This window comes from Sphingobacterium sp. ML3W, from assembly GCF_029542085.1.
In the GTDB taxonomy this organism is placed as follows: Bacteria; Bacteroidota; Bacteroidia; order Sphingobacteriales; family Sphingobacteriaceae; genus Sphingobacterium.
Genome location: NZ_CP107036.1, coordinates 6,014,095 through 6,027,828 on the forward strand (window position 1 = coordinate 6,014,095; position 13,734 = coordinate 6,027,828).

Here is a 13,734-nt window from a genome sequence, read left to right on the forward strand (position 1 = left end):
TGCTTACTTTTCCACATTATGTTAATAACTGTGTTAATAACATGTTTAGGATAAAAGATGCTGTTATTAACAGTACTTATTAACATTATGTTGATAACCCTTCTTTTTCTTTGCCTTCTTGCTTTTGTTCACCCAGATAATATAACCTGTGATTGGCAGGGAAGCACAAAAAAGACTGGCGATAAAAGCAATAATCTTTGTTCCAAAGCCACCAATACTGCCGGTGTGGATGTCATAATTGAGCGATCCAAGTTTATCTCCAAACCGTAAGTTGTCACCGGTTTTGATTTGTTTTAAACTGGCCTCTTTTCTGTCAAAATATAGCCAGTTAAAGACACCGCTTCGTTTTTCGTACCTTCTGATTTGAATATCGACTTCTTGCTCTGTTTCTTTTTTCAACCGGATGGAAAGCATTTCGGCCTGCGGATAATTTTTGAGACTATAGTGCAGTGCATTGTCCTGAAATTTTTCATAAGCCAAGGGGATTGGTGTTGGGACCAGTAGAGCTGTAGATGCCGCTTCCTGTTGAAAAAGATTAAATGTAGCGATATAGGTCTTTTTGAATCCCGGAAATGCAAATGCCAAACCTGTAATCGCAAAAGCCAGTGCAATAAAAAGGCTATAGAAGCCAATCACATTGTGCAGATCGTGATTTAACCGTTTCCATTTAACCTTCGTGTCTATCCAAAAGCTCCTGCGGAGATTTTTTCCCTTCCATTGTTTCGGCCACCACAATACGATCCCGCTCAATAGAATGACAATAAATAGGGCCGTAGACCAACTGACTAAGGCATGACCATATTTTTTCCCCAGCAACAAATTGAGATGGAGTTGTAATACCAGTTGAAAAAATTCTGTCTTTGTGTTTTCAACCTGTTGCACCTTACCGGTATAAGGATTAATGAACACCCTTTTATAATAGCGAAAGTAATTCCAATGGCCAAAGGCTGTCTCATCTGTTTTCATGGCACGAAATACCCAGGTTCGATCTTTTGCTGGATAGAGGTCTACACGAGAGATTTTCTGCCCGTTTTCCAGGTTACTTTGCGCATTGTTTAGTAAGGTGCTTAAAGGGAGTGGATCTAAGGAGCTGTCAACAGGCGCTATAAAATACTTTTCGGGATAAGCCCATAGTTTGAGCTCATCCTGAAAGGTATATATACATCCTGTTATACTTAAAATGAGTACAATGACACCGGTGATTATCCCGAGCCATTTATGTAGCCAAAGTATGCTCGACTTGATCATCTAAAATTTGTAATTGATATTAAAGGAAGCCATCATTCCCTGACCTCTTACATATTCCTCATTTAGTGCACGGTATTGACTTACAACCGGATAGTAGTTCTTATTGAAAAGATTTTCGACGCCTAGTCCCAATGACCATTGTTTGTTGATCTGATAATTGCCATTCAAGTTAAAAAGATCTACTGGTCTAACAGGTCCCTCGCTATTTTTATAAACACCTTTTTCGTTAGGCAGGAAACGATCGCGCGTGCCCGTATGCACCCAGAATAATTGAAAGGTCAATGGTTTGATCGGCGTATAATAGATATATCCCGTCGCTTTGATTGGAGCGATACGTGAGCCATTGAGGTAGGATTTCGTGCCGTCTTCTTTTTTCGATTTTCCCTCGACATATGCATAAGTTCCTCCTACAGTCAGTTGCGGGCTAATATTTGCACTGAGGGCTATTTCATATCCATAGACATCTTCTGGTAGGCGTTGCGGCATTAGGTAACCACCAATGTCGACCAGTTCTACCCCCATTTTTGAAGTACTATAATAGTAGGAGCCAGATAATTGGAAAATACTGTAGTTGCTAGAAAACCCTATTTCATAGTTATTGGTGATGATGGGATCTGTTTTTAGACTATCCAGGTCGTTGTCGGTTGCCCTGCGGACAATACGGCCAAGTTCATTGATAGCAAATCCTTGTGAAAAGCTTATGAAGGGGTTAAAGAACGAATATTTGTTATAACGGAGACCGGCATTGAATGTAGCCCCTTTATAAGGTATTTCGCCGCCTTTAACAGCGATGCTACCCGCGTTTTCCGGTCCAGTAGCAATGGTGTTGAAATCTTTTATTTTGACGGTTGCGTTTTCATAGCGGACTCCACCTTTGAAAATTAGATTTTCTAGGAAATCAATCTTTACTTGTGCATAAGGTGCCACATTGAGCATATTCATATAAGGAATATAGACCCTACCGTCCGTCAGGTTTTGATCCGTGACGTCATTCAGGAGATCAAGTCCATAAGTGACATCCGCGTTAGAGCCAAATACTTGAAAAGGCGTGTTGAGATTGATACGCAATCCTTTTTTTTCAGAGTTGATCTGTGTTTGACCAGGACCATACCATGCCGATGCTTTTTCAACATAACGATTCATGGATCGAAAGGTGTTGTAATAAGCCGATGCAACGAGAGAAGTGGAGGCAAAAAGATTATTTTTCGTATAAGTCAGCATCGCATTGTGGTTGTATGGCGTACCGGCAGGTTTGCCAGGGTCATCTCCTTTTACTCCGATGGTCGGGGATTGTCCGTAGATACCCGTCTGACTGATGTATCTGTTGTGCTGGTTGCTTCGATAAAAATTATATACAGCGGACAGATTGGAGCTGTTATCGATGGCGTAACCAAGTTTGAAGAATGCATTGTATTGATAGGTATTTGAAAGACCATCCGTCTGACCAAGCGCTGTTCCATTACCATCGCGTTGAAGCCCCACATAATCCGCCGATCCGCTGACGGTGTAATCCCAGTTGTTTTTTCGGCCATATAGTGTTTGGGCGGCACGATAGCCCAATGTTCCGGCACTGTTTATAGGATTGAAGGTTGTCCTCAAGCTGGTAATTCCTTGGATAGGAGCTGAATCTTTTGCTGGATTGCGCGTGATGTAGTTGATAATCCCGCCAGCTGAGCCATTTCCATAGATGGAGGTTGCTCCTTTAATAACTTCCACGCGTTCAATAACACTTGGATCGATGGTGCGTAGATCGCGCTGTCCATTCATTAATGGTGTAGATTGTGGGATCCCATCTATTAAAACCAGTACAGATCGCCCGCGTAAAGTCTGACCTGAATTGGTTGCTTTATTGGTAGCTGTACCCAGTCCTGGAATTGTATTGCCAAGTATGGTTGAAAGATTAGTGCTGATCTGGCTCTGTGCTTCGATCTCTTTTGTTGTTAAAATAGATACCGACGAAGGCACTGTAGAGATACTTTCAGCTTTACGACCAGCGGTAACAATAATTTCGTCTAAAGTCTGTGCTGGATTTAATTGAAATAGGATAGGACCGCTGACTGTGTCTAAACTCACCATTTTTTCAAGGGCTGAGAAACCGGTATATGAAACACGAAATTGAAGCAGGGTATTTGTCGGTGCTTTAGGGAGATTAAATTGCCCCTGCTGATTTGAGTAACCAATGTTTTTCCCATTGAGTTTGATATTGGCTTGAGCCACAGGTTGATTTTCTGTGTTTTTTACGAGGATAGATAACTCTTGTGCATGTAACTGAGTCCCGAGAAGGACAAGGGTTCCTGCTGCGAACATCATATATCGTGTTCTATTCTTCATGGTAGTTTATTTAGATCAAATATAAATTGATGCAAATATAGAATATTTAATTTTTCTTCATCAAAAAGAACTGCTATTTTTTTCGCTTAATATGCTCATATAGCGGTTGTCTCATTCAAAAAATCACCAACTATAAATAGGAATACAATTTGGAGGGGGCTTTCTTGATCACCATGAATATTAAGGAATAGAGGAATGTTTTGCCATCGTATAGGGGCTGTAACAGAAAATCTATTCGATGTTGTTAAGCTACTCGTTTTATTTTCTTTATTTTGAGTACATATTTTGTTTACGATTTATTGATATAGGAATGCTATTTTAGCAACTCATATTTCTATAATAAAATAAGTAGATGGCTGCTTCAGATCACAATGCTATACGGTTGAAAACGATTTCTGTATTTCTATTATTATTTTTCTCAAGTTTATTATATGCGAAAGTTTTTGCCCAGAGCAATCAGAGGCTGAAGTTTGAATCTGTGGAAGCCATGCGCGCATACTTTAAGTATGCTGAAGGAAAGAAAATCATAAGCGGTCACCGTGGGACGATAGAAGATGGTCTTCCTGAAAATTCTATTGCGGCTTTTGAGGCTGTGTTACGTAAAACTCAAGCAATTTTTGAAATAGATCCACGCTATACGAAAGATAGTGTTGCGGTATTACTTCATGATGCAAACTTGGAGCGTGTGACAAATGGGGTTGGTCGGGTATCGGATTATACCTGGGCTGAATTGCGTAAACTTCGTCTGAAAGACCATGCTGGAAATGTCACCGAATATCCTATAAATACCCTTGATGAAGTGATTGAATGGGCAAAAGGGAAAACCATTTTAAATCTTGATAAGAAAGATTTACCGCTGTCAGCGACCGCAGCTATATTGCGAAAGCATAATGCATATAGCTGGGTTTGGGTAACCGTACATAACGTTGAGCAGGCAGCCTACTATTTAACACAAAATCCAGATCAGTATATGTCTATGCATATCAAAGATCAGGAAGCCTTAGCTAAATTTAAGGCTTCGGGATTGCCCTATGATCGAATGATTGTCTATATTGGTCCTGATTTAAGAGAATCGAATGCAGAAATGTATCGCTTTTTTAATAAAAAGGGGGTGATGTGTATGATTTCGTCAGCGCCAACTTATGACAAGCTAACAAAGAAAGAAGAAAGAAAGGAAAAATATAGGGCGATATTCGCACAGGGGGCATCTATTCTCGAATCTGATTTACCCATGGAAGTCGCAGATGCAATAGATTAATCCAATTCGACGTTATCAGCCAGAAAATTAAAATAGTTTGGTGATTCCTCTTCAAAAATCTCTTTTCCTTCCATCATATAGGCGCGAAGAAGGTATTCTTGTGCAGACTCTGTATTGGCTGTTTCCAGATAACACTGTCCTAATCGCAGCATGATAAATGGATTTTCATAGGCATTCTCGATGATATTGCCTTTGGCATTTTCAAAGTGTGGAAGTGCGTTTTCGAAGTCGTCCTCTAAGAAATAAGCATCCCCAATGGAGGCTTCCAGCCAAAGACTTTCAGCGTGGACATTTTGCGGGCTAGGGATTAAATTGAGCGCCTCAGTCCAAACCCTAATTGCTTCGCGAAAGTTCTCTTCATCACAATAAGCATTTCCCTCTTCACTCAGTTGGTCGATTTTATCTAATATTTGATCATCCATGGCATTCTTTCTTAATGGTCTTTACGAAGTTATGAAATAATTGAAAAAAAACACCTGAAATCTTAAACTTCAGGTGTTCAAATGCGTAGAAAATACTTTTTTATTTATTCCACCATATTTTGGTGTTGATCACATCATCTCCTTGTTGTGCAAGGGCTGCTTGATAATTTGATTTATTTGTACTTTGTTCTTTCAATGGATACACCAAACGACTTGGTATGGCATCGCCAACTTCGGGATTAAAGGTATAGGTGACGGGTTTGCCATCGATAGTGCCACTCCAGGTAACATCTCCTTTTTTGATGAGAAATAGTGGATAGCCCGTTCTTCTGATTTCTGACCAAGCTTCTATACTCTGATTGAAAAGTGCCAGATATTTTTGAGAAAGCACATGTTCTTTATTGGCAGCTGGTAGTTTGCTGATATAGCTGTTTAGATCTTCTTGTGATACCCCCCATTTTTCCAGCGAAGCGCGGGTTCCTTTCTCATAGTTAGTTTGATCCCAATTGTTATTTTCCGACAGAAGAAATGCTACTTCGGCATATTCTAAGAGTACTTCGCCATAATCTGCAGCATTAATAATATCGCTCGGGAGTGAGATTTTAGCTACAGGAAAGAGATTGCCGGCGGCTAAGGGAAGCCCATACGGCTGGCCGAAATAGGCATTTCCTGAGGATGTTGGTTTTGCGAATTTAGACAAGCGAGGGTCTACAGTTTTAAAGGGACCACGTGTGCCTTGTAGAGCTTCGATAAGCACATTTGAAATGGCGAAATCTTGCCGTTTGGCTGTCACAGTGGCTCGGAATAGTGGAGCCTCATTGGGTGGAGTTTTAGAATATTTAAATACGGCATTGTCGCTGTTGGTGGTAAATATGCCTTTCTTTATCGCATCGGCAATATGGGTCGCTGCCAATGCGGCATCTTTGGCTTTCATGCGATTGGCCACACGCAAACGTAGTGAATTGGCGAATTTTGCCCAACTGGCATTGGATCCTTGGTAGATAATATCCGAAGATCCAAAAGTCCTGACAGTTGGATATTTAAGAAGTGTATCTGCCGCTTGTTGCAGTTCGTTTAGAATATCTTTATAGATTTTCTCCTGACTTGCATATTTAGGCGTTAAGTTGTCTGGGTCCTGTTGCAGGGCTTCAAAATCAGCATCTTTATTGCCATAGGACTCATAGGGAATATTACCAAAAACATCGGTTAATGACTGAAAAGCATAAGATTTAAGAATTCTCACTATAGCAATCTGATTCGCGTTGGTGCCAGCCGTTCCAGCTGCTGCGATCGCTTTGGTGCTTTCATTGGTATTGAGTTTGATAATATCATTTAAGTTATTCAATGCTTTGTAAGTTGCCGTCCAGTAGTTGTCGGAATAACTCGTTGGTATTTGATAACGTGATTGATCAGTGTAAATATTTTGGGCAAAATATTGTGAAAATAATTGTGCTCCACGTAAGCTGACCTCTTCGCTTCGTAAGGCATTAACCAATTGCTTTTCGGCAGTTACCAAGATTGTTGGAGTTGTGACGGTGGCGGGACGATTGGGATCGGTATTAATATCAGCAAACTTGGACTTGGAGCATGAAGATGCGACAAAGGAAATACCGATTACTGTTGTATATAGTATATTTAATATTTTCATTTTTTAGAATTTAAGATTGACATTAAAACCATAGGTAACAGGCAATGGAATAGCACCGCCTTCGATACCCTGTACATTACCGCCACTGGAGGTGAATTCAGGATCAATGTATTTACTCTTGGTATAGATATTCCAAAGATTACGGCCATAGACATTGACCCCAATATTTTTAATGACTTTGGCATTGGCTAATTTGAAATTATAACCCAGTGTCACTTCTCTCAGTTTAACATAAGTGGCATCAAAAATGGAAAAAGTAGTCGGACCATTGTACTCATTGCGCGCCCATTGCTGTGCTGTAATATTGGTGGTATTTTGTTCGACGTTTTTCACCTCATAACTTCCGTCACTATGGAACGTAACATTTCCTTTGACACCATCCAAAATAACACCCGTTTCACGGATATTATTAGCCGCTGTTTTGTCCAGGATGCCTGAATACATACCAACTTTATAGGTTTGGGAGAAGAAGTTACCACCGACACGACCTGATACTAAAAATCCCAAGCTAAAGTTTTTGTAGCGGAAGCTATTTTGAAAGCCAAAAGTGAAATCAGGTAGAATTGATCCTAGTGGAACTAATTGGGAGGTCTTCATATAAGTTCCATCTGCTTGTATAACGCGTTGTCCATCTTTAGTATACACAAAATCATAGCCTAAAAATTGTCCATAAGATTCACCTTCACGTGCGACTAATTCAACTAACGAATTACTTAGACTCAATGTATTTACCTGATCGTCTAATTTGATCACTTTGTTTTTGTTTTTGGCCCAGTTAATTGTAGCGTCCCAAGTAAAGTTTTCATTTTTGATTGGCGTACCATTAAGAACAATTTCGAGACCTTTGTTATTAATTTTCCCCGCATTAAATACTTTGCTTGCGTATCCAAAAGATGAAGAAACAGGAACAGGAAGGATTTGATTTCTAGAATTATTGTTGTAGTAGGTTATATCAAATCCTAAGCGATTTTTGAACAATTGCACGTTCAGACCTGTTTCCCAAGAACTGGTAATTTCTGGTTTTAAATTAGCATTTGGTTTAATACTCGGGAGGCCATAGGAAGCTTGCCCTTCATATGATTGCTCAGGTTCATAGACCTTATACAGTTGATAAGGATCTGTGTCATTTCCGACTTGCGCCCATCCTAAACGTATTTTTCCGAAACTTAGCCAATCCAATTGTTTGAATGCTTCTAATTGACTAAAAACAAAACTACCTGTTAAGGAAGGATATATAAATGAGTTGTTATCTGTTGGTAATGTTGAAGACCAGTCATTGCGCACTGTTCCATCTAGGTATAGCAAATCATTATAGCCCAAGGAAAAACTTCCATAAACAGATGCGATGCGTCTATGATATTTATAGTTTTTAATTTCGACTGAATTGGCATTTCTTAAATTATAATAATTTGGAATAATTAGACCGCCCTGCGTAATGGCATAATCTTGCTTGCGCTGCTGGTCACGAAGATTGGCTCCGATATTTCCAATAAGTGAGAATTTATCCCAGTTTTTTTTGGCTGTAGCTAAAAATTCATAATTATATTCGTTTAGTTTATTACTTGTCTCTTCATATTGTGAAGCGCTTCGAGAGTATACAGCGATACGGTCCTGAGATTGGAATGAATAAATATCGCCATGTACTTTAGCTCCTAAGGAAAGCCAGCTATTTAAGTCATATTGTAAGCCAATATTTCCATAAAAGCGGTCCCTATTATCTTCCATATAAGACTCGTAAGCTGACCAATAAGGATTGTCTATGAATTTTGTTGCTTCGTCCGTGGGTGTATTTTGCCAACCGCTACGGTTCCATGCTAATGGAGTTCCATCCTCACGTTTATAATTTTCCAATATCTTGTAATCCACTTGTACTGCTCCCCATTGGAATGCCTCGAGGATAATATTTCTGTTGGATGCACCTGTCCATGGGCGGCCTACGGATGCGTTGCGGATGTAGTTGAAATTAGAATTGATTTTCAATTTGCCCAGCTGTGTTCCTCCCGAAAAGTTAAACGTATTACGACCTAAACTAGAATTTGGAGTTGTTCCTTTTACATTTTTGTTGGTGTAGGAAAATCGGTAATTTGTATTTCCACTATTGCCGGCGATAGCAAAATTATTGGTATTGGCTACACCAGTCCGAAAGAAATAACTGACATCATTTTTTGGATAAAGCCATGGCGACGGATTCAGGTAATTGGATTCGTCTTCAGGGTTTAAATTATACCACTGTAAGACAGGTGTACCATCGAGTTTAGGACCCCAGCTTTCATCTGCAGCATAATCTACGATTTTGTAGTCTGTACCATTGATATTTTGCGTTTGAAAAGCAGTAGAGTAACCCTGACCGTATAAATGTTGTCTTTTTGGAAGTCGGACAATATTCTCAAAATCAACGCCAGTGTTTAACGAAATATCTATCTTTTCCCCCTTTGATGCACGCTTTGTGGTAATTAATATAACACCATTAGCGGCTCTAGAACCATACAAGGCAGCAGCCGACGGACCTTTTAATACGGAGATGTTATCGATATCGTCAGGATTGATATCTTGTATCATATTACCAACGTCTTTGCCTGCGCTTCCGTTTATTGTAGATGAGGAGTTTAAATCGGTGTTATCAATTGGAGTACCATCAATAACATATAACGGTTGGTTATTTCCCGCAATTGAATTGATACCCCGAAGCAAAACGTGGGAGGATCCCCCCATATTGCCTCCTGAAGTAGTCACCTGAAGACCTGCTACTTTCCCGGAAAGCGCACTGAGCGCGTTAGTGGGACGTGTTTGAAGTTCAACAGATTTGACTTCTTGGACTGCATATCCTAATGATTTCTTTTCGCGCGAAATACCCAAGGCGGTTATTACAACTTCATCCAATTGGGAACTCGTTGGTGAAAGCTGGATTGTTGTGAGTCCGCCGGGATTGGTTTGGACAGTTTTGGAATCAAAACCAATATATTGAACCTGGATACTGATGGAATTACCATTTGATGGTAATTCGAATAGGCCATTTGCATCCGTTTGCACCTGTTTTTTGCTTATTATTTCTGTAATCGTTGCACCTTGAATAGGGGCGTTGTTGTTGTCGACTACTTTTCCTTTTATGGTAGATTGAGCGTATAGCGTGCCCGTGCTTAAGCAAAGCGCTGCCAGTACGACAAAATCTATATTGTTTTTTGCCATATTAATTTAATGATAATGAGTGGATTTTTTTGTTTGTGGTTATAGGAGATCGTTTGAATCGAACTGGAAAACATCTCCTAGAAGCATTCGTTTTACAGGTATATGTATTGCACTGATTTTCATGTGTTAAAAAATGTTAATGCAAATATATAAAATCCATCTAATAACTATACTTTATTTTTTGTTTTTTTCGTAAATACGATGTCAGAATGTTCATAATAAACTCGCTGGCTAGCTGAGACTACCATTGTAACTTCAATGGAATACTGAGCGATATCTTTGCCATAAAATATACTTGTTGGCTCGATGCAATTACTCTTATAGTACTAATGGAATACCAACAAGGCACCTTTGTCTTATAGATACAGTATAGTTTAAGTATTCATAACGTATGAATGAAGTGTCGCTATGGGTATATAAGCTAATGTTTAGCTAGTAACTTATTTTTGCCGGAAGAGTGTTTATAAGATGGAGACTATGGCTAATTTATGGAAAAATACATTGGAAGAGGGGATTTCCTTGCGGATTAACAAGAATGGGATGAAGGTCTGAAATAAAACAGGGTATCTCGGTTATGGATGCCCTGTTTTTTGTTTTAATGGTCAATGTTTACTTTATAGATTGTCTCGGCTTCCCTATCATCAAATTGTCGGATTTGCGCAATGAGTTTTTGTTTCATCTTAGTGACGACGGGCTGATAGGTTGGGTCTTTATAAACATTTCGAAGTTCATTTGGATCTTTTTGGAGGTCGAAAAGCTCCCAGTTTTCAATACGTTTATAATAACGAATCAGCTTGTAGCGATCATCTCTGACACCAAAATGAGGACTCACAGCATGCTCTCCATTTTCGAAATAATGATAATATAGGTCTTTGCGATGCTCTTCTTTTGTGTTTTTTAGGACATGGACAAAGGATTTTCCCTGCATGTCAACAGGCGTTTTGATTGCCGCCAACTCGAGTAGGGTGGGAGCGATATCAGCATTCACCAATTTTGCTTCGATTTTTGTCGCAGGTTTAATCATTGGGGGATAACGCATTAACATCGGTGTCCGGAATGACTCTTCGTACATCCATCGTTTATCAAACCAACCGTGTTCGCCCATATAGAATCCCTGATCTGAAAGATAGATCACGATGGTATTTTGGCGGAGAGATCTCTGGTCCAAGTAGTCTAGTACTCTACCTATATTGCGATCCATAGATTGAGCGGTATTGAGGTAATCAATCATATACCTGTTATATTTCCACTTTGCAAGATCTTTTTGACTCAGATTGGATTGCTTTAACTGTTCATAAATTGGTCGATAATAGGCGATATACTTGTTTTTCTGATCTTGGTTCATTCGTTTGAAATTACCATCATTCATCATTTCTTCTAATGAGTTGAACATTTTGAGGTCATAGCCCATCTTCATATCCTTGTCGATTGACATTTCTTGTAGCTTGGCTGCGTCGCGACTGTCATAGTTGTCATAGAAAGTAGGCGGTATATCAAATCTGATACTGTCATAACTGCCGAAATCCTTCGGGTCGGGCATCCATGTTCGATGGGTTGCTTTATGACCGATGACTAAACAAAATGGATCTTTTTTATCCAGGTTGTCCAACCAGTTTATAGCCTTATCGGTGACGATATCCGATACATATCCCTCCGTATTCCTCCGTCCTTCTTTACTGATGAAATCTGGATTAAAATAAGTGCCCTGTCCTACTAATATATCATAGTAATTAAAACCCTGTAATTTATCACCTAAGTGTATTTTACCTACCCAAGCCGTTTGATATCCCACCTGTTGCAGCTGTTTGACGAATAAATCCTGATTGAAATCAAATTCAGAGGTTTCATTGTCCTTGAAACCATTTTTATGGCTGTATTTTCCGGTTAATAAAGTCGCGCGGGAAGGACCGCAAATGGAATTGTTGACGTATGCATGGTTGAAAATCGCACCTTCGGAAGCAATACGATCAATTTGCGGCGTTTTTCCATACTTTGAACCATAGGCCCCAATGGTTTGATAAGCGTGATCATCTGATATGATGATAACCACATTGGGCTTATTTTGCGCAAGGGCCTGACTATACATTCCCAGTAAAACTAGTCCCATAGTGATAAATCTGAACTTCATAATAAAAAAAGATGTTTGGTTTATTGAATCAGGAATAAATATAGCCTTTATTTAGTTGATGTGTTCATCGGTAGGAGATAAAAAAAACACCTGAAGTGGGGAACCTCAGGTGTTTAACCTAACCAATTATTAACCTAAATTTATGAAAAGTATACTTTTTGAAGTATAGAAAATTATATTCAATATTCATGCCATTTTGCGTTCAGGTCTACTGCTGTTTTTCTTTTGTGTTATTTTTGTTACTCAAATAGCGTCTTCAATTTGTCCTGGCAATATGAATATACTATACTTTGTTGTTTTGTGATAATTAATAGAATATTTTGGTTTACCTCCGTAAACCAGCTGCAAATAAAATTCATGTCAAACAGAATTGGAGTATTTTAGAAAGAAGGGTTTATAAGAGCGGGAAGAACTTCGGACTAAAAAATAAATCCCTGTTTAATAAAAAAACAAGGATGGTTAGATTGGTTAGAAATATAATCGAAACAATTCGTTCCATTCGGCATCTAGACTGCCTGTATATACAGTCTGTCGAGCTCGATTATACCAATAGCGGGCATTCCAGGGATCCCCTTCCTTACGGTGAAGATAAGCATGTACGTGAGCTGCTTCAACACCATCTAACTGATCGATGAGATCGTGTGCGGTTTTCCAATCTCCTTTTTTGTCATACCACAATGATTTTTGTACAGCGGACCAGTGATGAATTGGATGATCTAACAATTGAAATTCTTCTATTGTCATTTTGTTAATTCTTTGCTCCAGATTTCATAAATATCATCACCTTTTGAGCTTTTTCCACTGTGATGCCATTTGTTATCTTCCAGCTTCCCGTTAAAATTGAGTTCTTGCCCCACCTTATTATTGTCTCTTGAAAAGAATTGTATTGTCTCAGTGTAACGATTGTTTTTGTAACTGTAGCGTCCGCCACCGGTTCCATAAAATCCTTTTTGGGCCGGATTAATGGCAATCCATTGGAAGTAACCGTCGACCAGAATCTTTATTGTTTTACGATCTGCTTTCGGGATTTCGTGCATCTTTGCATCTTGTTGTCTACCCGTAATTCTCCACAAAGCATCTAAATCTTGGGTGATGGTTTTCTGTTTGACAAAAATCTTGTTGGAATCAGGCAACTTTATTTGGATGGCACCTTTTTCGTTTTTAACATACAAACTGGTTGATTTTCCGATATCAGTACTATCTTTCGTATCATATTCGATAACTACACTGATCCCGTCGTCTTTCTGTCGGATTGCGCCACCCCAAGTAGAACCAAAATGCTTATTGGTATCATCATACTGTATGAAAGAGAGGTAGTGATCCTTGATCAAAATTAGGTTTTTGGTAGTGCCTGCCGTGGAAATATATGCGCCATCAGCGAGTTGTGCCTTAGCTTGGAAATGTACAGCTACAAGCGATAAGCACAATAGTAAAATACAGTTTCTCATAACAAATCAAAGCATGTTGTCTTTTAAAGATACAAAATAAAAATGTTGAATAGTATACTGGGGAT

The 13,734-nt window shown here is 39.2% G+C and carries 9 protein-coding genes; 1 reads left to right on the plus strand and 8 read right to left on the minus strand.

Annotated elements, in window-relative coordinates; all coding sequences use genetic code 11:
* Positions 1 to 66: 66 nt before the first annotated feature.
* Together OGI71_RS24875 and OGI71_RS24880 are read right to left on the minus strand one after the other, a co-directional pair.
* A complete protein-coding gene (locus OGI71_RS24875) occupies positions 67 to 1,248 on the minus strand; it encodes a PepSY-associated TM helix domain-containing protein (protein WP_282252791.1) in 1,182 nt (393 codons plus the stop codon).
* On the minus strand, positions 1,249 to 3,579 hold the full coding sequence (locus OGI71_RS24880) for a TonB-dependent receptor (protein ID WP_282252792.1): 2,331 nt from the start codon (positions 3,577 to 3,579) through the stop codon (positions 1,249 to 1,251). It abuts the gene before it with no gap.
* A 352-nt stretch (positions 3,580 to 3,931) separates the two neighbouring features.
* Between OGI71_RS24880 and OGI71_RS24885 the strand changes: the two genes are divergently transcribed.
* Positions 3,932 to 4,837: a glycerophosphodiester phosphodiesterase family protein gene (locus OGI71_RS24885; RefSeq protein ID WP_282252793.1), complete on the plus strand. Its 906-nt coding sequence runs from the start codon at positions 3,932 to 3,934 to the stop codon at positions 4,835 to 4,837.
* Here OGI71_RS24885 and OGI71_RS24890 read toward each other — a convergent pair.
* The 6 genes from OGI71_RS24890 to OGI71_RS24915 all read right to left on the minus strand — a co-directional run bounded on the left by OGI71_RS24890 (position 4,834) and on the right by OGI71_RS24915 (position 13,669).
* Positions 4,834 to 5,259 carry a tetratricopeptide repeat protein gene (locus OGI71_RS24890; RefSeq protein WP_282252794.1) on the minus strand — a complete coding sequence of 142 codons (426 nt, stop codon included), beginning with the start codon at positions 5,257 to 5,259 and terminating at the stop codon, positions 4,834 to 4,836. The two genes, OGI71_RS24885 and OGI71_RS24890, sit on opposite strands and share 4 nt — an antisense overlap.
* Before the next feature lie 100 nt (positions 5,260 to 5,359).
* A complete protein-coding gene (locus tag OGI71_RS24895) occupies positions 5,360 to 6,907 on the minus strand; it encodes a SusD/RagB family nutrient-binding outer membrane lipoprotein (RefSeq protein WP_282252795.1) in 1,548 nt (515 codons plus the stop codon).
* A gap of 3 nt (positions 6,908 to 6,910) precedes the next feature.
* Positions 6,911 to 10,093: a SusC/RagA family TonB-linked outer membrane protein gene (locus OGI71_RS24900; RefSeq protein WP_282252796.1), complete on the minus strand. Its 3,183-nt coding sequence runs from the start codon at positions 10,091 to 10,093 to the stop codon at positions 6,911 to 6,913.
* Positions 10,094 to 10,688: 595 nt separating this feature from the next.
* Positions 10,689 to 12,200 carry a sulfatase gene (locus OGI71_RS24905; protein WP_282252797.1) on the minus strand — a complete coding sequence of 504 codons (1,512 nt, stop codon included), beginning with the start codon at positions 12,198 to 12,200 and terminating at the stop codon, positions 10,689 to 10,691.
* Between the two features lie 489 nt (positions 12,201 to 12,689).
* Entirely contained in the window at positions 12,690 to 12,965 is a 276-nt protein-coding gene (locus OGI71_RS24910; protein WP_282252798.1) for a hypothetical protein, read from the minus strand.
* Positions 12,962 to 13,669: a hypothetical protein gene (locus tag OGI71_RS24915; protein WP_282252799.1), complete on the minus strand. Its 708-nt coding sequence runs from the start codon at positions 13,667 to 13,669 to the stop codon at positions 12,962 to 12,964. The genes OGI71_RS24910 and OGI71_RS24915 overlap by 4 nt, the downstream gene beginning before the upstream one ends.
* Positions 13,670 to 13,734 lie beyond the last annotated feature (65 nt).

Excerpts from the sequence above, each read along its gene's own strand:
- OGI71_RS24875 (WP_282252791.1), bottom strand. The coding sequence starts at position 1,248 with ATGATCAAGTCGAGCATACTTTGGCTACATAAATGGCTCGGGATAATC.
- OGI71_RS24880 (WP_282252792.1), bottom strand. The coding sequence starts at position 3,579 with ATGAAGAATAGAACACGATATATGATGTTCGCAGCAGGAACCCTTGTC.
- OGI71_RS24885 (WP_282252793.1), top strand. The coding sequence starts at position 3,932 with ATGGCTGCTTCAGATCACAATGCTATACGGTTGAAAACGATTTCTGTA.
- OGI71_RS24890 (WP_282252794.1), bottom strand. The coding sequence starts at position 5,259 with ATGGATGATCAAATATTAGATAAAATCGACCAACTGAGTGAAGAGGGA.
- OGI71_RS24895 (WP_282252795.1), bottom strand. The coding sequence starts at position 6,907 with ATGAAAATATTAAATATACTATATACAACAGTAATCGGTATTTCCTTT.
- OGI71_RS24900 (WP_282252796.1), bottom strand. The coding sequence starts at position 10,093 with ATGGCAAAAAACAATATAGATTTTGTCGTACTGGCAGCGCTTTGCTTA.
- OGI71_RS24905 (WP_282252797.1), bottom strand. The coding sequence starts at position 12,200 with ATGGGACTAGTTTTACTGGGAATGTATAGTCAGGCCCTTGCGCAAAAT.
- OGI71_RS24910 (WP_282252798.1), bottom strand. The coding sequence starts at position 12,965 with ATGACAATAGAAGAATTTCAATTGTTAGATCATCCAATTCATCACTGG.
- OGI71_RS24915 (WP_282252799.1), bottom strand. The coding sequence starts at position 13,669 with ATGAGAAACTGTATTTTACTATTGTGCTTATCGCTTGTAGCTGTACAT.